The sequence below is a fragment of the Gemmatimonas sp. genome (assembly GCF_044345575.1).
GTDB lineage: Bacteria > Gemmatimonadota > Gemmatimonadetes > Gemmatimonadales > Gemmatimonadaceae > Gemmatimonas.
Genome location: NZ_JBIJAW010000031.1, coordinates 1 through 19247 on the forward strand (window position 1 = coordinate 1; position 19247 = coordinate 19247).

The 19247-nt window shown below is 66.9% G+C and carries 10 protein-coding genes; 2 read left to right on the forward strand and 8 right to left on the reverse strand.

All coding sequences use genetic code 11. The annotated features are described in order from the left end of the window. The 5 genes from ACIQ6O_RS03640 to ACIQ6O_RS03660 all read right to left on the reverse strand — a co-directional run. On the reverse strand, window positions 1-2594 hold a 2594-nt coding region (locus ACIQ6O_RS03640), incomplete at its 3' end, for an efflux RND transporter permease subunit (RefSeq protein ID WP_396206421.1). Next, entirely contained in the window at window positions 2591-3841 is a 1251-nt protein-coding gene (locus tag ACIQ6O_RS03645) for an efflux RND transporter periplasmic adaptor subunit (protein ID WP_396206422.1), read from the reverse strand. The genes ACIQ6O_RS03640 and ACIQ6O_RS03645, both read right to left, overlap by 4 nt. 412 nt (window positions 3842-4253) lie before the next feature. Continuing rightward, on the reverse strand, window positions 4254-5474 hold the full coding sequence (locus ACIQ6O_RS03650) for a PDZ domain-containing protein (RefSeq protein ID WP_396206423.1): 1221 nt from the start codon (window positions 5472-5474) through the stop codon (window positions 4254-4256). An 80-nt stretch (window positions 5475-5554) separates the two neighbouring features. Further along, on the reverse strand, window positions 5555-7987 hold the full coding sequence (leuS, locus tag ACIQ6O_RS03655; protein ID WP_396206424.1) for a leucine--tRNA ligase: 2433 nt from the start codon (window positions 7985-7987) through the stop codon (window positions 5555-5557). Between the two features lie 396 nt (window positions 7988-8383). Then, entirely contained in the window at window positions 8384-9433 is a 1050-nt protein-coding gene (locus ACIQ6O_RS03660) for a N(4)-(beta-N-acetylglucosaminyl)-L-asparaginase (RefSeq protein WP_396206425.1), read from the reverse strand. A 290-nt stretch (window positions 9434-9723) separates the two neighbouring features. Between ACIQ6O_RS03660 and ACIQ6O_RS03665 the strand changes: the two genes are divergently transcribed. Both ACIQ6O_RS03665 and ACIQ6O_RS03670 read left to right on the forward strand, forming a co-directional pair. Next, window positions 9724-11616 (forward strand): aspartate ammonia-lyase, encoded by a 1893-nt coding sequence (locus ACIQ6O_RS03665; RefSeq protein WP_396206426.1) that lies wholly within the window; start codon window positions 9724-9726, stop codon window positions 11614-11616. Between the two features lie 153 nt (window positions 11617-11769). Further along, the gene (locus ACIQ6O_RS03670; RefSeq protein ID WP_396206427.1) at window positions 11770-15537 is read left to right on the forward strand and encodes a beta strand repeat-containing protein; all 3768 of its coding nucleotides are present in this window, start codon (window positions 11770-11772) and stop codon (window positions 15535-15537) included. A gap of 184 nt (window positions 15538-15721) precedes the next feature. On the opposite strand, the gene dacB is transcribed toward ACIQ6O_RS03670, so the two are convergent. Genes dacB through ACIQ6O_RS03685 form a run of 3 tightly spaced genes read right to left on the reverse strand, consistent with a single transcriptional unit; the run spans window position 15722 to window position 19099 of the window. Further along, window positions 15722-17383: a D-alanyl-D-alanine carboxypeptidase/D-alanyl-D-alanine-endopeptidase gene (gene dacB / locus ACIQ6O_RS03675; RefSeq protein WP_396206428.1), complete on the reverse strand. Its 1662-nt coding sequence runs from the start codon at window positions 17381-17383 to the stop codon at window positions 15722-15724. A gap of 4 nt (window positions 17384-17387) precedes the next feature. Then, the gene (locus ACIQ6O_RS03680) at window positions 17388-18572 is read right to left on the reverse strand and encodes an acyltransferase family protein (protein ID WP_396206429.1); all 1185 of its coding nucleotides are present in this window, start codon (window positions 18570-18572) and stop codon (window positions 17388-17390) included. Then, window positions 18569-19099, reverse strand: a complete 531-nt coding sequence (locus tag ACIQ6O_RS03685) for a hypothetical protein (RefSeq protein WP_396206430.1) — start codon at window positions 19097-19099, stop codon at window positions 18569-18571. The genes ACIQ6O_RS03680 and ACIQ6O_RS03685 overlap by 4 nt, the downstream gene beginning before the upstream one ends. Window positions 19100-19247 lie beyond the last annotated feature (148 nt).

Here is a 19247-nt window from a genome sequence, read left to right on the forward strand (position 1 = left end):
GCCTGCGTGTCGCCGCTCAGCGCGCTCGTGACGCCTACCGGCAACACGGCGGCCGCCTCGCGTTGCACCGCATCGACGGCGGTACCCAAGGCCACGCCGGGGCGCGTGTTGAACGAGATGGATACGGCGGGCTGCTGCCCGTTGTGCTGTACCGACACCGGCCCCACACCCTTGGTGAACGTGGCCACCGCGCCGAGCGGCACGAGGTTGCCGGTGTTGGAGCGGATGAACAGTTGGCTCAGGGCCGCCGGGTCCTTCTGAAACTCTTCCTTGAGCTCGAGAATGACCTGGTACTGGTTCACCTGCGTGTAGATGGTGCTGACCTGACGCGATCCGTAGGCGTTGTAGAGCGCGTTCTCGATTTGTGTCGCAGTCACGCCGAGCGAGGAGGCGCGCTCGCGATCGATAACGATACCCACCTGCGGGTTGCCCACCTGCAGGTCGCTCGAGATGTTCTCGAGCTCCGGCAGGTCACGCATGCGCTGTTCGAGGGCGCGCGCGCTGGTGTAGAGTTCGGCGATGTCGGCACCCTGCAGCGACACCTGATACGCGCTGTTGCCTCGACGGCCACCAATGTTGATCGGCGGCGGATTGCGCAGGAACACCTGCACGCCCGGCACCCCCGAGGTGGCGCGCGTGATCTCGCGCATCACCTGATCCACGTGCGGACGCTGCTTGCGATCCTTGAGCGTGAGCATGAGGCGTGCGCTGTTGCTGCCGCCCCACGGCCCGCCTCCAATGGAGACGCTCACGCGCTCCACGTACGGACTCTCCTGGATGATCTTGCCCACTTCACGCGCCTTCACCGCCAGCGCGTCGTAGCCGATCCCTTCGGGCCCTTCCACCGATCCTTGCAGGCGCCCCGTATCCTCGGAGGGGAGGAAGCCCTTGGGGATGGTCATGAACAGCCCCACGGTGGCCACCAGCGTGATCGCGCTGAACACCATGGTGAGCCCACGGTGACGCATCACCCACTGCAGCGACGACACGTAGGCATTCTCGGAGCGCTGATAGAGCCGCTCCACTGAGCGCCAGACGCCCGTGGGCTCCTCATGCCCTTCTCCGCCCTTGAGGAACTTGGCGGCGAGCATGGGGGTGAGCGTGAGCGAGACGAAGCCCGATACGAGAATCGCGACGCCGATGGTCACGGCGAACTCGCGGAACAGCCGTCCGATGAGCCCCGGCATGAACAGCAGCGGAATGAACACGGCGACCAGCGACAGCGTCATGGAGAGAATCGTGAAGCTGATCTCCTTGCTGCCGTCGAGCGCCGCGCGCATGGGCGATTTCCCCATTTCCATGTGACGCACGATGTTCTCGAGCATCACGATGGCGTCGTCCACCACGAAGCCCACGGCGAGCGTGAGCGCCATGAGCGTGAGGTTGTTGAGGCTGTAGTCGAGCGCCCACATCACAATGCACGTGCCGATGATGGAGAACGGCAGGGCTAGTGACGGGATGATGGTCGCGCGCGCGTTGCGGAGGAACAGGAAGATCACCATCACGACGAGCGCGACCGTCAGCGCCAGCGTGAACTGCACGTCGAGCACCGCTTCCTCGATCGCCTCGGCGCGGCTGAAGACCGTGAAGAGCTTCACGCCGGGGGGCAGCTGTTCCTCGAGCTGCGCCATTTCGTGCTCGACCGCCTTGGCGGTGGCGACGGTGTTCACGCCGGGCTGGCGGATGATCGCCAGCGAGATGTTGCTCACGCCGTTGATCTCGCTGAAGCCGCGCAGCTGCTGCAACCCGTCGTACACGGTGCCGAGATCACCAAGACGCACCGGCACGCCGTCGCGATTGGCCACCACGAGCTGCCGGAACTCGGCGGCGTTCTTGAGCTGGCCGGTGGCCTGCAGCGTGAAGGCCTGGTTGGGCCCCATGAGCACGCCGGCCGGGGAGTTGGAGTTCCCCTGATTGATGGCCTGCTGCACTTCGTCGATGCCGATGCCGCGCTGGGCGAGCGCGCTGGGATCGAGCTGCACGCGCACGGCGAACTTGGCCGAGCCGTAGATCTGCACCTGCGCCACCCCGGTCACCGTGCTGAGCTTCTGCCCGATGAACGTTTCGGCGTACTCGTTGAGCTCCGCTCGCGACATCACATCGGAGGTGAGCGAGTACATCATGATGGGCGAGTCGGCCGCGTTCGCCTTGTTGTACGACGGCGGATTGATGCCCTGCGGCAGCTGGCGCAGCGACTTGGAGATGGCCGACTGCACATCGGCGGCGGCCTTGTCGATGTCACGATCGAGATTGAACTGAATCGTGACGTTGGTGCTCCCCTGCGAGCTCGACGACGTGATGTTGTCGATACCGCTGATGGTGGCGAACTGCTGTTCGAGCGGCGTGGCCACCGACGTGGCCATGACCTCGGGGCTCGCGCCCGGGAGGTTGGCCGACACCGTGATGGTGGGATAGTCGATGGTGGGCAGGTCGCTCACAGCGAGGCGCTGGTACGCCACCGCGCCGAAGATGAGAATCGCCGTCATGACCAGCGTGGTCATGATGGGTCGGCGAATCCAGATCTCGCTGAGGTTGCTGGTGTTGGCGACTTCCGGCGGCACGTCGTTCGCCGGTCCCTGCGACGGCTGACTCATCGTGCGGGCCCTCCCTGGCCTCCAGTGGCTCCCGGCTTCGCTCCGCTATCCCCGCGGCCACCGCCGTTGCGGCCACCACCGTTGCGGCCACCGCTGGCGCCGGCCGGCTTGCGCAGCTGCACCGGGGCGCCGTCACGGAGACGGGCCTGTCCTTCGATGATCACCTGCTCACCACCCACGAGCCCGCTGTCGATCTTCACCAGCGTACCGGCGGGGCGGCCGACCTTCACCGACGCGCGCTTCGCCTTCCCGGCTTCCATGAGGTACACGAAGGTGTTGGCGCCGCTGGTGACCACCGCCTCCGACGGAAGCGTGATGGCGTTTTCGTCGACACTGAGCTGGAGCTTCACAGTCACGAACTGCCCGGGCCACAGATTGCGATCCTCGTTGGCCACCCGCGCCTTGAGGAGCACGGAGCCCGTGGCGCGATCGACCTGATTGTCCACGAAGGTGAGCGTGCCGGTGACCACGTGCGACGTATCGGCGGTGTTGGGGATGACCTGCACCTCGAGCGGCTTGTCGAGTCCCGCTCGATTGCGGAGTTCCTCGAAGTCGCGCTCAGGCACCGGGAACCGCACGAGCACGGGGCGCAGCTCGTTGATGGTGACGAGCTGGTCGGCCGACGCACGCACGAGCGAGCCGGCCTTGTACAGCAGCTGGCCGGTGCGCCCCGAGATGGGTGCCTTCACCGTGGTGTTCTCGAGGTCGAGCCGCGCGCGCTGCAGCGAAGCGCGGCCGGCCGCCACCGTCGCCGCAAGCGCCGACGCTTCGGCGTAGGCCTGATCGAGCTGCTGCTTGGTGACGTAGCCGTCCTTGGCCAGTGAGGCGAAGCGTACCGAGTCGCCGCGGGCGCGCACGAGCGTCGCTTCATCGCGGGCCAGCGTGCTCTGCAATCGCTCGACCTCGGCGCGGAACGGGCGCGCATCGATCTGGAAGAGCACCTGCCCTTCGCGCACCTCGTCGCCCTCGGCGATGGCCACGCGGGTGAGCTGCCCCGAAACCAACGACTGGACCGCCACGGTGCGATTGGGCTCGACCTGTCCGTTCGCGGTGACCACGTAGGGGAGCGGCGCCGGCTTGGTCGTGGTGACCGACACGGTGGGCACCGGGCGCTGCGGCTTGGGGGGTTCCTTGCACGCGGCAGCCGCGAGTCCGAGGAGCGCCACGGCGGGCGCATAAACGAACGGGCGGACGGCCTGTATGGCGAAGCCGCGCGCGGAGCGCGACGGCGATTCAATTGCGGACATTCGCGGGGCGAACGACGGAAACGAAGGCACGGATCGTCGGTCGGTCGGACCGGCGTTCCGCCGAGAGGTTGATGTGTGTTAAACGCCAACCGGGGGAGATGTGTTGCGGATGGGGCTGGAGGGTGGGATGGGGGCGGGGGGTTGGGCGGGGCTTTGGCGGGATGGGGTGGGCGACCACCAGCAGACGGCAGGCGGCAGGAACTACAGCACGCAGAACGGGAGGAGTTCGGTACAACAACACGGGGGCGACCGCTTCGCGGCGCCCCCGATTTCCTTTGCGGTAGAGATATCGGGAGCCGCGCGCAGCGCGGGCTCCCGGGTTGTTGTACCGCATTCCTCCCTCACTGCGTGCTGTGGTTCCTGCCGTCTGCGGTCTGCTGTTTGAGACCCGCGCTCAGTACGGCCGAACCGCTCAGACCGCCGCCCGCCCGGTCCGAATCCTTACCGCCCCCGACCGCTCCGGCAGCGTGCGTAGGCTGCGCACGTCGATCTCCACGTCGCGCATGCGATCCTGCAAGCGCCGCCCCATCTCCTCCATCGCGCGCTCGATGCCCTGCCCGTCGATCTCGATTTCATTGCCGTTGATGCGGATACGGCCGCGGGCCGGGCGGTCGCGGCGGAACTCGAAGAGCTGCGGTTCGTCGCCCTTCCCGCGGAATTCGAAGACCTGTGGTTCGTCACCCTTCCCGCGGAACTCGAAAACCTGCGGTTCGCCGCCCATGGTCGCCCCACTGGGCAGGTCCTCGGCCTTTTGCACCGTGACGGTCACGTCGCGATAGCGGCCGTTGCCCCACACCCGCATGGCGACGGTCTTGCCAGGCTCGGCCTTTTGGATCTCGCGTACGAAACGATCCACACGAGCCGAGGCCATCTGATCGTCGTCCACGTCTTCCCGCGGGACGCGCACATCCATGCCGTTCACGGCCGCGATGCGCTCGCCCTCGATGATGCCCGCCTTCTCGGCCGCCCCACCGGTCACGACACTGTTCACGAAGAGTCCGAGCGTGTCACGCGCATTCCCCGCACTCCCGATGGTCACGCCAACCGCACCGCGTGGGCGGCCGCCCGTGCGGCGTTCGGTGAAGACCCAATCGGGGCTGCGGGTGATGATGCGCTCCTCGAACTGCGCCACCGACTGCTCGAGCTCCTCTTCCGCGGCGGCCTTCACCGTCACGGTGCGCGTGGCGGTGCCGCTGCGCACCTGCAGCTTCACGTCGTCCCCCGGCTTGGCGCGCCCCATCGTGCGCTGCAGACGGCGCTGTGCGAGCCCTTCCGACGCGGGATCCTCGGCGTCCTCGCGCGACACCTTGAGGTTCACGCCGTTGATGTCCGTGATGAGGTCGCCCGCCTTAAGACCGGCCTTGGCCGCCGGACTGTTGGGAGCAACACTCTCGAGGCGTACGCCGGCAGTATCGGCCCGTGACGCTTCGGCGAGCGTGACGCCGAGAACGGCGCGATTGGCCGGCCCCCCGCGCACGAAGGTCATACCAGCCGCCGGCGTGCGCGCGATGCGCACTTCGCGCTCTTCGCGCGGCTGGGCGTCGCACGGGGTGGCCACCGCTGCAAGCGCAGCACTGGCCGTGAGCACAGTGATTGCCGCAATCGAAGAGCGGCGGAATGGAAACAGGATCATGGTAACCTCGGTGGGATGTTCGCCACTTCTGACACAAGGGCGGGCCCGGAGGGTTTCCTCTGGGCTCACCGCCTTTGTCATCACACGACGATGTTCAGCAGTCGTTTGGGCACGAACACGACCTTCTTGAACTCGCCGGTGAGGAACTTCGCGATTCCCTCGTCGGCGCGGGCCAGCGCGAGCGCGTCGTCCTGCGTGATGGCCACGGGGACGCGCAACTTGCCACGTACCTTGCCGTTCACCTGCACCACGAGATCCACCTCGTCGTCCACGAGCATGGCCGGATCGAACGACGGCCAGCCGGCATCGAACACGCTGCCCGTGTGGCCGAGCGCTTCCCAGCACTCTTCGGCGAGGTGCGGGGCAAACGGCGCGGCCAGCTGGACGAGCGGCAGCACCTCGTCGCGATGCGGCGTGCGCTCACCTCGGCGTACGGCGTTCATGTACTCCATCATCGCCGCGATGGCGGTGTTGTAACCCAGGTTTGCCGTATCCTCACCGACCTTCTTGATGGTGCGGTGCATCTTGCGCAGGACGTCGGCATCGGGCGCCCCATCGGTACGGGCATCGCGCACCGACGCCCACAACCGGTCGAGGAAGCGACGCACACCGCTGATCCCCTGATCGCGGAAGTCGCCGCCTTCCTCGTAGGGTCCGAGGAACATGAGATACATGCGGAACGCATCGGCGCCCCACTCCTCCATGTACACGTCGGGGTTGATCACGTTGCCCTTCGACTTCGACATCTTCGCGCCTTCGCGGATGATCATGCCGTGCGCGCGGAAGCGCGTGAACGGCTCCTCGAAGTCGATGAAGCCCCCGTCCTTCATCACCATGGTGATGAAGCGCGAGTACAGCAGATGCAGCACGGCGTGTTCGTTGCCGCCGATGTACGAGTTCACAGGCAACCACGTCTTCGTGCGCTCGCGATCGAACGCAATGTCATCGCGTGTGGCGCTCGGATAACGCAGGAAGTACCAGGCGCTATCGAGAAAGGTGTCGCTCACGTCGGTTTCGCGGCGCGCCGTCTTGCCACAGGTCGGACATGGCACGCGATACCACTCTTCATGCCGGGCGAGCGGCGAAATGCCGCTGTCGTCGGGCTTGAAGTCGGGGATGTTCGGGAGCTCGACCGGCAGATCCTGCTCAGGCACCGGCACCGCGCCGCACGTATCGCAGTAGATGATGGGAATCGGCGGGCCCCAGTACCGCTGCCGCGAGATGCACCAGTCGTGGAGACGGTAGTTCACCACCGCTTTCGCGTGCTCCTGGTCGGCCAGCCACTGCGTAACGGTGCGCTTGGCGTCCTGCACGGGCAGGCCGTCGAACGTGCCGCTATTCACGAGACGGCCGTGTTCGTCGTCGGTGAACGCCGCATCGCCGAGGGGGGTATCCGCCTGATCATCGGGGCCGGCGACCACGCGCACGATGGGCAACGCGAACACCTGCGCGAACTCGAAATCGCGCTCGTCGTGTCCCGGGACGGCCATGATGGCGCCGGTGCCGTACTCCATGAGCACGTAGTCGGCGATCCACACCGGAATCTGCTGCTGCGTGGCGGGATTGACGGCATACGCCCCGGTGAAGACACCGGTCTTCTCCTTCGTACTCTTGCGCGAGATGAGATCCTGCTTCTTCGTGGCCTCCACGTACTGCGTCACCGCCGCGCGCTGCGCATCGGTGGTGAGCGTGGCGACGAGCGGATGCTCGGGGGCGAGAACGAGGTACGTGGCGCCGTAGATGGTATCGGCGCGCGTGGTGAAGACCGTGACCCGGTCGCTGTGTCCGGCGATGTCGAACGTGAGCTGTGCGCCCTCCGACTTGCCGATCCAGTTGCGCTGCGCCTGCTTGGTGATCGCCGACCAGTCGAGCCACTCGAGATTGGCGAGCAGTCGCGGTGCGTACTCGGAGATCTTGAAGAACCACTGCTCGAGGAAGCGCTGCTCCACGGCGCTGCTGCAGCGCTCGCAGTGGCCGTCCTCGACCTGTTCGTTGGCGAGCACCGTCTTGCACGACGGACACCAGTTCACCGCGGCCGCCTTCTTGTACGCGAGCCCCTGCTTGTGGAGCTGGAGGAAGACCCACTGCGTCCACTTGTAGTAGTCGGGGCGCGAGGTGTCGACCTTCTGGTTCCAGTCCACCATGAAGCCGGCGCGCCCGAGCTGTCGCGTGAAGTTCGCGACGTTCTTCGGGGTGAGCTCCATGGGGTGCGCGCCGACCTTGAGCGCGTAGTTCTCGGAGTGGATGCCGAACGCATCGAAGCCGAGCGGCTGGAACACGTCGTGTCCCATGAGCCGGTGGAAGCGCGCGGAAATGTCGCTGCCGGTGAACGCGAAGAGGTTCCCCACGTGCAGCCCTTCGGCGCTCGGGTAGGGGAACATCATGAGCGCGTAGAACGGGCGTGCCGGATTCTCGAGCTTCGCGGTATTGGTGCCGCGGTCGGTCCAGCGCTGCTGCCACTTGGGCTCTACGGCCGCGGGCAAATACGGGGTCGGGGCGTCGGTCTCGTGCATCCCTGAAATCTAACCGGGCCGAGGGGCGGGGACGCGGGTCCGGGCGGGGCGGGGGGGCGGGGGGGGGGGGGGCGGGACTACGCTCGGTCGACTACGCGCGATCGACTACGCGTTGGCAGGGACGCGTTGGCAGCAACGCGTTGGCGCGAACGCGTTGGCACAAACGCGAGGGGCGCGGGCGCCGACGCGGGCAAAAACGGGGCGACCGGGCTTCGCCGGTCGCTCGAGGGCGGGGGGCGTTGGTGCCGGCGTTTGTGCCGGCGTTGGTGCCGGCGTTGGTGCCGGCGTCCCTCTGCGTCCTTGCCAACGCGTTCGCGCCAACGCGTCCGTGCCAACGCGTAGGTTCCAACGCGTAGTCGATCGCGCGTAGTACCGCCCCCCCCCGGGCCGCCCGCCTTACCTCCGGTACAGGTACGCCGCTTCCTCGAGTCGCGCGCCCTTCTCGTCGCACACCGCGAACTTGCCCCCGGAGTAGAGCGTCGCGCCCCCGAATTCACCGGCCTTGGTGACCGCGTAGAACTCGAGATCGAAGCGTGGGCGACCGCCGGGGCCGAGGAGCCGGGCTTCGGTCATGGCCACCACCCGCTCGAGCGTCTTGAGGCAGGCCTGCTGCGGGGCCATGCCCTGGCGCATGAACTCTACGATGAGGAACGAGGCGCAGGTCTTGATGTTCGCCTCGCCGCGTCCGGTGCTCCCGGCCGCCCCCACGGTGTTGTCGCAGTACTGCCCCGCCCCCACGATGGGCGAATCCCCGATACGCCCCGGCACCTTCCACGCCATGCCGCTCGTCGTGGTCACCGAGCCCAGATCCCCGTTCGCGTTCACCGCGTTCATGTTGATCGTGCCGGTGGTGAACTTGATCTTGATATCGTCGTTGTGGTCGAGCCACGCATCGTTCGCGTTGAGACGCGACTTCCAGCGCATCCAGTCCTGACGCGATTTCTCGGTGAGCAGGTTCTGCTCCTTGAACCCCATCGCCTTGGCGAACCGCGTCGCGCCCTCGCCCACCAGCATCACGTGGTCGGTGTAGTCCATGACCGCTTTCGCCACGAGCGACGGGGTAGCGATCCCCTCGATGCACGCCACCGAGCCCGCGCGACGGGTGGGGCCGTGCATGCACGACGCATCGAGCTGCACCACCCCTTCCTCGTTGGGGAGCCCGCCGAGCCCCACCGACTGATCATCGGGATCGAGCTCCTGGATGTTCACGCCGGCGATGGCCGCGTCGAGGGGATCCTCACCGGCCAGCATCTTGTCGTAGGCCACCTTCACGCCGCGGATGCCATTGGACGACGACACCACGCACGGTCGGCCACGGAACCCTGCCGGGACGGCTGCGGGCATCGTGGCGGACTCAGCCGGCCACGCTTCAGGAAGACGCGGAACGAACCCGGCCGCCGACAATACGGCGGACCGCTCGAGGAAATCACGGCGGGAGAGAGGCATGGGGAGGGGCTCTATGACGGAAAGGGCATCACGCGTCCCTGTAGTATGGCGCGCTTTGCATGATCGCGCCCACCAGCAGACGGCAGACCGCAGGAACAACAGACGGCAGACGGGGGAAATAAGGAAATCGGGCGCGGCGCGAAGCGCCCGCGCCCGGACTTCCATATTCCTCCCGTCTGCGAGCTGTACTTCCTGCCGTCTGCTGTCTGCGGGTCGCGCAGTTACCGTTCGTAGTCAGGCTCCCGCCGTTAGAGCTTCCGCCGTTCCCTCCTTCCGCAGTCCCCGCCTCCATGACCACTCCGGCCGAACTCGCCGACCAGCTGCGCGCCACCTCGTTCCTCGAGGGCTTCACCGACGCGCACCTCTGGAAACTTGCCCGCCACGTGACGCCGCACGAGCTCGTGGCCGACTCGACCATTTTCAACGAGGGGGAAGCACGCCAGCGGTTCGCCATCCTGCTCAGCGGGGCGGTCGCCATCGAAAAGTCGGCCGACGGTCGCTCCACGCGCCTCGTCACGCTCGGCGCCGGTGAAGCGGTCGGCGAAGGGCTGCTGCTCGACGACAGCACGCATGGCACCACGGCGCGCGTGATCATGCCCGGCCTCTGCGTGCTGCTCACTCGCACGCAACTCGACGACATCACGCGCGAGGCGCCACAGCTGTATGCGGCCCTCGTCGCCCGCGCCGCGCGCGCCATCAGTGCGCGTCTCCGCCGCGCCGACGCCACGCTCGTGGGGCGCGGACGCGCCCTCGGGTTCGGCGGCAACCGTACGCGAGTCGAACACGACCTGCTCGGCGAGCGCGAGGTCCCCGACGAGGCGTTGTATGGCGTGCAGACGCTGCGCGCGCTGGAGAACTTCCCCATCACCGGCATCCCGCTGCGTGAATTCCCGGTGCTCATCGAGGCGCTGGCCGAAGTGAAGGAAGCCGCCGCGCTCACCAACCACGAACTCGGACTGCTCGACGACCCGACCTGTGAGGTGATCGTGCGCGCCGCGCGCGAACTCCGCGCCGGTCGCCACCACGAGCACTTCCTCGTGGACATGATTCAGGGCGGCGCCGGTACGAGCACCAACATGAACGCCAACGAGGTCATTGCGAACCGGGCGCTCGAACTGCGCAACGAGCCCCGTGGTGCCTATCACGTCGTAAGCCCCAACGATCATGTGAACCTCTCGCAGTCCACGAACGACGTGTATCCCACCGCCGTGCGTCTCGCACTGCACAAGAGCCTCGCCGCGTTCCGCGAGGAGCTCAGCCGGCTGGCCGACGCGTTCGCGGCCAAGGGCACCGAATTCGCCCCGCTGCTCAAGATGGGGCGCACGCAGATGCAGGATGCCGTGCCGATGACGCTGGGGCAGGAGTTCATGGCCTTCGCGAACACGCTCCGCGAGGATGTGGACCGCCTTGCCGAAGCGCAGGGGCTCATCCGCGAAATCAATCTTGGCGCCACCGCCATCGGCACCGGCATCAACGCGCCGCCGGGTTACGCCGATCTCGTGGCCAGACACCTCGCGCAGGTGTCCGGGGTGCCGGTGATCACTGCCCCCGATCTGGTGGAAGCCACCAGCGACACGGGGGCCTTCGTGCAGTTGTCGGGCGTGATGAAGCGCACCGCCACCAAACTGTCGAAGATCTGCAACGACCTGCGCCTCCTGTCGTCGGGGCCGCGCGCGGGCTTCGGCGAGATCAACCTGCCGGCCATGCAGCCCGGCTCGTCGATCATGCCGGGCAAGGTGAACCCGGTGATCCCCGAAGTGGTGAATCAGGTCTGCTTCGATGTGATCGGTGGCGACGTGACGGTCACCATGGCCGCCGAAGCGGGGCAGTTACAGCTCAACGCTTTCGAACCGGTGATCGCCTATCGCCTCCTGCGCGGCATCGACATGCTGCGGAACGCCTGCGCGGTGCTGCGCGAGCGGTGCATCACCGGCATCACGGCCAACGCCGACCGCATGCGGCACTTCGTGGAGCACTCCATCGGCATCGTGACCGCACTCGTCCCCGTGATCGGCTATGAGGCCGCCAGCGATGTGGCGCGCACGGCCCTCGCGAGTGGGCGCGGCGTGTTCGACATCGTCCTCGAGCGCGGGCTGCTCACCCGCGAGCAGCTGGAAGCCGTGCTCAACCCGGCGGCCATGACGGCGCCCCGCGATACCCAGGAGTTCGGCGCCGTGAAGTGACGGCGAGGCCGGCGCCGTGACCATCGCACCACCAGTGTGACGATTGCCACGGCGCCCAGTCGCAGGAGTGTCAGGTTCGCATGCGCGGCCGTGCCCGCAGCGTGACTCGTTCGTCTTTGTGACGGACGGTATGCGACCCCTAATGCCCTTGCGATGCCCACGTTCCTGACCTTCTCCCATCGGCGAGCCATGCAGCCGCGGCGGCTGCCCGTGTCCAGCACGGTCACGGCCCTGTCGTTCGCCCTGCTTACCGCTTGCGCCGGTAGCGCCGACATCGCCGGTTCCGGCAGCCCCCCCGGTGGCACCACCGGCGGATCGAACAGCGCCCCCCAGACCGGGGTACCGTCCCGCATCGAGTTTTCGGCGAACGCGCTCGGCCTCGGGGCCATCGGGGCCTCCGGCACCGTGTCGGTGGTCGTCCGCGATGCCGGTGGTGTGGTGCTTACCAGCGCCGGCGTAGCGTGGTCGAGCGCCGACATCACGATCGCCGACGTTTCCAGTGCCGGGACCACAGCGACCATTACGGCTCGCGCTCCCGGACGCACCGTCATTCGCGCCACCAGCGGCACGGTGACACAGGAACTGGCCGTACACGTCAATGTCGTCCGCGGCCTCACGCTGCCGAGCGCATCGCAGGTCCGCGCCGGGTCGAGCACGGCCATCACCCCCACGGTCGATGCTGATTCCGGCGCCGCGACCGCGTTGCGGTGGGAGAGCGCGAATCCGACCATCGCGACCGTGGCGAACGGCGTAGTGACCGGCATCCAGCCCGGCAGCACGGTCATCCGCGTGAGCGCCGTCGGCGACCCGCGCCTGACAGCCGCCACGCAGCTCACCGTGACCGCGCCCCGCAGCGTGGTTATCAGCAATCCGCCCAGCGAACTGTTCCTTGGTGACGAAACCCAGCTCAACGTCACGGTCGATGTGAACGACGGTGAGTCTCGTGCCGTAGAGTGGAGCACGAGCAATCCCACCGTGGCATCGATTACCCAGGGCGGCAAGCTCATCGGCGTGGGCCTCGGCACCGTGACGGTGCGGGTGCGATCCGCGGCGTTTACGAGCATGTACGACTCGATCGTTGTGGCGGTGCGCGTCCCCCGATCGGTGACGGTCTCACCGGGTACGAGCACACTGAGCCCCGGCCAGACCCGGCAGATGAATGCCACGGTACAGGCCGAAGAGAGCCTGAGCCGAGCAATCATCTGGCGTTCGGCCAATCCGTCGGTGGCCATGATTTCGTCGAACGGGTTGATCACCGGCGTCGCGCCGGGCACCACAACGATCTCGGCCATTCTCGCGGCCGATACCACGCGTCGCGGCATCGCGAGCATCACGATCGTCGCGCTCGTACGCGACGTGGCCGTGCAGCCCACGGCGGCGACAGTGGCTATGGGCGAGACGCGGCAACTGACGGCAAGCATCTCCGCCGACCCCGGTGCGGACACGACCATTCAATGGCGCTCGGCCAATCCCGCCGTGGCCTCGGTGAGTAGCGCCGGGCTTATCGTCGGTGTGAGTGCCGGCGCGACCGTCGTGACGGCCGTGTCGACCGCCGACACCACCAAGCAGAGCGCCTCGCTGATCACGGTGCGCAGCGTTCCGGTGGTCACCGTGTCGCCCACGAGTCTGACCCTCTCCCCCACCGATGTCGCGACACTCAGTGCGAGTGTGCAGGCCGACGCGGGAGTGAGCACGGGCGTGACATGGCGCACCAACAACAGCGCCGTAGCCACCGTCAGTGCCAGCGGTCAGGTGACAGCGCTGGCCAACGGATCGGCCGTCATCACGGCCGTATCGATTGCGGACACCACACGCCGCGCTTCGGCATCGATCACTGTGGCGACGATTCCATCGGTGCGTTCAGTGAGCCTCACCCCGAGCACGTCGCTGGTCCAGGTCGGACAGACGGTGCAACTGGTCCCGAACGTCGTCGTGAGCGGCGGTGCGGGCACGGGGGTGACGTTCCGGAGCGACAATCCTGCCGTGGCGAGCGTCACCGTCACGGGCGTGGTGACTGGACTGGCGAACGGCACGGCGAACATCACGGCCACCTCGTCGGTGGACCCCACCAAGTCGGCCACGGCCGCCGTGACCGTCAGCGCGACCCCGCCGCAGCTTGCCACATCGTGGAGCAGCACGCGGCTCGGCGGGGCGCTGCACGAAGATGTGGTCTCTCTCGACGCGACGTCGGCCACGAATGCGTTCGCCGTGAATTCAAAGGGGGACATCTACGTCTTCAACGGCAGTGCATGGGTGCTCTCGGCTACCGGCAATGGTTTCGGCACCCGGTTCCTCGCGGTGAGCGCCAGCAGTGCGGCCACAGTGATGGCGGTCGGCACCAACGGCGCGATCGCACGCTTCGACGGAACCAGTTGGTCGCGCATGAGCAGCGGCACACAGCAAACGTTGAACGGCATCCATGTGGAGGACGCGAACACCGCCTTCGCCGTGGGCGCCGGTGGGCTGGTGCTCCGCTTCAACGGCTCGTCGTGGGCGAGCACGCCAACGGGTTCCGGGCAGACGCTATACGGCGTGTGGACGTCGGGAACCAACGGATTCGCGGTGGGATCGTCAGGCGAGATCCTGCGCTGGAACGGATCGTCGTGGACGCGCGTCACCTCGGGCACCACCGAAACGCTGTACGGCGTGAGTGCGATCAGTGCGAGCAACGCCGTGGCAGTCGGGACCTTCGGCACCATCGTGCGGTGGAACGGCACGAGTTGGTCGCGCGTGACCGGCGGCAATCTCACTGCCGACCTGTACAACGTCACCGGTAGCACGGCGAACAGCGGTCGCTACTACTTCGCGAGCGACAACGGTCTCTACTCCCTGACCAACAACACCGTGGCGCCGGTGAGCACGCCGTACGCGCCCCGTCTCTTCGGTGCGGCCATCGATGCCAGCGGCAACGTCTGGACGAGCGGGCAGCGTGGCAGCGTCATGCGCCTCAGCGGGACCTCGTGGGAAACCGTGAGTTTGGCGCCCGACCTCGTCGATGTCTGGACCACATCGGCGACCAATGCCTGGGCCGTGGGCGAGTTCGGGTTCGTATATCGCTGGAACGGGTCCACCTGGGCGCGGCAGAGCACGCCGACCACGGGCACGCTGAACGCGGTGTGGGGAGCAAGCGCGGGTGATGCCTTCGCCGGCGGCGACAACGGCATCATGCTTCGCTACAATGGCTCGAGCTGGAGTGCCATGAGTTTCCCGTCGACAAGCAGCGTATACAGCCTGTGGGGAACGGCGTCGAACAACGTGTACGCGGTGACCGCGAGCGGCGAAGTCCTGCGCTTCAACGGCAGCAGCTGGAGTGTCTCCACCACGTCCGCCAGTCCGCTGTGGGCCATCTACGGGACCTCAGCCAGCGACGTGTACGCTACCGGTGAGAACGGCGTCGCGCTGCGCTTCAACGGCACCTCGTGGAGCCCGGTGAACGCGTCCACTTCGGGCACCCTCGCAGGTGTGTGGGGCAGCAGCGCTGCCAATCTGATGGCGGTGGGCAGTGCGGTGTCGGGGGCCACCGGTATCGCCTTCCGCAACACCGGCAGCGCCTGGACCAGCATGACGATGCCCAGCAGCGCGATGCTCACGTCGATCTGGGGCCCGTCCGCGAACGACGTGTACGCCACCGGCGATGCCGGGTTGATCCTGCGGTGGAACGGCAGCACCTGGTCGACCATGAGCAGCGGGACCGCCGACCTGCTGTGGTCCGTGAGCGGGGCGCCAACGGGCCCCGGCGGCGCCTTCGCGGTGGGTTACAACAGCACCGTGGCGGCTGGCGCGAACAGCAGCGGGATGGTGCTCTCCGGTTTCCGCGCCCTCACGACCGCGAGCGGGATGGATCTGGATCCGCGCGCGGGCGCGAGCAGGGTGCGAGGAGCGCTGCCGAGCGGTAAGGACCGGCGGAACCGCAAACGCTGACATGGCATCGCGGTGCTCTGAGATCCGAGAGTCCAGCGGGAGCATCGAGAGACCAGAATGAGAAGCGAGGAACGACCGTCGCTTCTCACTTCGGGAACGCTGACCTCTCGCGTCTATCCGAGCGCAGTGCTCACGCTCGCGCTGCGTTTCGCCCGCTCGAATCTCAGATCTCAGCTCCGAGCAATCAGTCGCGGGAGAAGGCCGCCATGGTCGGTCCCATCGCATCGATGGTTTCGCGCGCGTGCCACCGGTCCTTGCCGTTGTAGAGAAAGGCAAAGGCAAGAATTTCGCCATTCTCGGCGGTAACGTACCCCGACAGCCCGATCACATCGTTGGTGGTACCGGTCTTCGCGTGCAGGTTGCCTTGTGCGGGCGTGGCCCGCATGCGGTTGCGCAGCAGCTCCGATTCGCCGGCCACGGGCAGTGATGCGTGAAACGCACTGCCCCACGGCGCACGATGCGCGTGATCGAGCAACTGCACGAGCGCCCGCGGAGTGACACGATCGAGCACCGAGAGCCCACTGCCATCGGTCGCGGTGACGGCGTCGGCGTCCGCGCCGACATCCTTCGTCATGAACGTCTTCAGCGTTGCCCCGGCGCTCTCCGCCGAGCCTACCGTTTTCCGCTCGATGCCACGCGCCGCGTTCCGGTACAGGAGCTCCGCGAAGATGTTGATGCTTTCGCGGTTCATCACACTCACCAGTCGCGCGAGCGGCGGTGAGGGCAAGCTGGCCACAATGGCCGCCTGCTCCGGGGTGCGCCCGACGCGGACCTCGCCATCGACCTTCACCCCCTGCGATTCGAGCGCGGCCTTGAGCGCGCCGGCCGTGAACGTGACCGGGTCACCCACCACCAGCTGGTAGCGCGACGTGCCGGCCCGCGCACCGATGGTTCCCGACACCACGATACGATCGTCGCCGATGCGACGTGCACTGATGCGGGTGCCGCCGCCGGCGACGGTACGCACGGTGTTCGTGACGGTGAACCCCGTGGTGGCCGGTTCCAGAAACACCGAGGCGGCCCCACCGGAGCGACCGGGCGCGATGCCCACAATCACGATGTTCTCGTTGAGCGTAAGCGCCGAGAATGGTGCGGCGTATCCGGCACCCGCGTAGCGGGACAGCCATCCCTCGGGGATGCGACGCCCCTCGAAGCCACTCGCGTCGGCGATAAGGCTGCCCGTGACCCGCTTGATACCGGCCCCCGCCACGAGCTGCGCCAGCAGCGCCATCGACGCCGCCGGACCGCCACGCACGAAACGTGGCGATAGCGACGGGTCGCCGTCGCCACGCAGGATGAGATTGCCGTTGAGCGTGCCGTCTCGGCCCACGGTACCATCGCGCAGGACGTCGGTACTGAAGGTGTACTCGGCGCCCAGCTTGTCGAGCGCCACCGCCGCGGTGAACAGCTTCATCGTACTCGCCGGCACGAGCTTGCTGTCGGCACCGTGCGAAAAGAGCGTGTCCCCGCGTGTGATGCTCACCACCATCGCCCCCCAATCACCGTTGCGGGTGCGACTGCCCAGGAGCGCGGTAAGGTCGGCAGTAAGCGCCCCTGCCCCGCGCGGAGTCGTGTGGCGCAGGACCGGGACGATGGGCGCGCGCGTGCGACTGCGCTTCTTGGCCGTCGCACGCTTGGAACGCGTGGTGGGCTGCTTCTTTTTCTTGGTGCGCGGCGGCTGCCGTTTACGCGCCTGCTGCGGCGACGCTGTCGTCGTCATGGCACCAGCCGACTCGGCTGATGCCGTTCCCGGAGGAGCCGCCGGCGTGAGCAACAGCGCCGCCAGCGCGAGCCCACAGCACCGCCGCCACTTGGGACTCACGAACGCGCAAACACGACGGATCATGACATCACACCTTGAGGACGAAGCCGCGTTTGCGGGCTCCCAGCAGCACGAGGTACCAGAAACTCACGAAGCTCACGGCATAGGCAAGCGAAGCTTCCCGCGGCGGAAGCCATGACGCGAAGACGGTATTGAATACGAACCCCTGTGCGGAGGTTCGCGTTCCGCCGGCCGTCTCCCAGGTCCAGATGGACGAGATGCAGCGGGCCATGAGCCCGGAGCCGAGGAAGGCGAGCATCGGGTTGATGCCGTAGACCACGAACGGGGTCGTCCACCGGCGCCACTGCAGCACATCGACGATCCACATGATGGTCGCCAGCGAGACGGCCCCGATGCCGGCGGTGAACACGACATACGAGCTGGTCCAGATGCTCTTGTTGATCGGGAACACCCAGTGCCACATCGAGCCGAGCATCATGGCGAACGCGCCCACGGCAAACAATCCGGCCAGTCGATCAGTGAGCGGTCGCTCGCTGTGGCTCAACCACTTCCCCGCGAAGGTGCCGCACAGCATGGTGCCTACGGCCGGCAGTGTGCTCAGCAGCCCTTCGGGATCCCACGTCTTGCCGCCCGCCCAGAGATGATCGACCCCAAGGATGGCACGGTCGAGCCAGGCGCTCAGCAGCTGGTCGGGCTTGTCCAGTACGAAGCGCCCGGGCACGCCGGTATCGGGGACCGGCACGAGCGTCATGAGTGCCCAGTAGCCGAAGAGCAACGCGACCAGCATCACCACCTGCTGCCGGATGGTGGTGCGCCACGTGAGCAAACCGCCGATGAGATAGGCGAGGCCAATGCGCTGCAGGACGCCCATGACCCGCCAGTGCTCGACACGATGGATGACGCGCTCGACGAAGGTCGCCCCCTCGAGTGCTGGCGGCCACGTGAAGAACGGAAATCCCGAGAGCAGAAAACCGAAGAGGAAGATCAGCGCGCCGCGTCGCAGGATCTGCCGCAGGATGGCCTGCTCATCATCGCCACGCGCGCGACGCGCGCGCAGTGACAGTTCGGTGGTAATCCCGACGATGAACAGGAAGAACGGAAAGATGAGATCGGTGGGGGTCCACCCATGCCACGGCGCGTGCTCGAGCGGAGGATAGATCGCCGACCAGGTGCCGGGGTTGTTGACCAGCAGCATGCCGGCCACGGTCATACCGCGGAAGACATCAAGCGACAGCAGTCGCTCGGCCTTCATTTCACCCGCCAACCCGTGGTATCACAACGTACCGTTATGGCGCGCACGGGCGCCGTCTTGCCTTCGAACTCGCCGCCCACGTAATGCCCACCGATCGATACGGTGAGCGTGTTGCCGTTATCCGCTTCCGTCTTGCCCTTATACACCACGAGCATGGTGGTGTACGGCCCCGCCTCTTCGAGCTTGGCGCGCACCTGGGCCTGATTCTTCGGATTGTCGTTGTAGTAGTAGGTGGGGCCCTTGCCCTGCAGCGTCTTGAAACCGTCTTCGGGGAGCGCCGAATCGGTGCCGAAGGCGCTCAGGAAGCGCTGCGGTCGCGGATCGGCCTTCGTGATGTAGTCGAGCACCGCCATGGTCATCGCCGTGCTGTCGCGACTCACGCACTGCGGTGCCGCGCCTTCAGCTGCATCGGCCTGCGCGTTCGCGTTCGCCTTCGCCCCGGCATCACCACACGCACTCAGCAATAACGCCAGCACCGGCGCGAGGCCCGGCAACAATCGGAGAGGTAACGGGCGGGAAAGAGTCATGCCGGAGTGTCGCGAAAGGGGAAAGGTTGTCGAGGGACGAACGAAAATCTTACTCGGGGGGGAATCGTGGGGTAACAGCAACGGCGTAAAGCGTTATGTGTTGCCACCTAACGGCACAGCGTCAGCAGCGAACCTGCTTGCGCCGTGT

Coding starts and splice junctions, on each gene's coding strand:
- dacB (WP_396206428.1), bottom strand. CDS start 17,383: ATGATCCGTCGTGTTTGCGCGTTCGTGAGTCCCAAGTGGCGGCGGTGC.
- ACIQ6O_RS03685 (WP_396206430.1), bottom strand. CDS start 19,099: ATGACTCTTTCCCGCCCGTTACCTCTCCGATTGTTGCCGGGCCTCGCG.
- ACIQ6O_RS03670 (WP_396206427.1), top strand. CDS start 11,770: ATGCCCACGTTCCTGACCTTCTCCCATCGGCGAGCCATGCAGCCGCGG.
- ACIQ6O_RS03660 (WP_396206425.1), bottom strand. CDS start 9,433: ATGCCTCTCTCCCGCCGTGATTTCCTCGAGCGGTCCGCCGTATTGTCG.
- ACIQ6O_RS03665 (WP_396206426.1), top strand. CDS start 9,724: ATGACCACTCCGGCCGAACTCGCCGACCAGCTGCGCGCCACCTCGTTC.
- leuS (WP_396206424.1), bottom strand. CDS start 7,987: ATGCACGAGACCGACGCCCCGACCCCGTATTTGCCCGCGGCCGTAGAG.
- ACIQ6O_RS03645 (WP_396206422.1), bottom strand. CDS start 3,841: ATGTCCGCAATTGAATCGCCGTCGCGCTCCGCGCGCGGCTTCGCCATA.
- ACIQ6O_RS03650 (WP_396206423.1), bottom strand. CDS start 5,474: ATGATCCTGTTTCCATTCCGCCGCTCTTCGATTGCGGCAATCACTGTG.
- ACIQ6O_RS03680 (WP_396206429.1), bottom strand. CDS start 18,572: ATGAAGGCCGAGCGACTGCTGTCGCTTGATGTCTTCCGCGGTATGACC.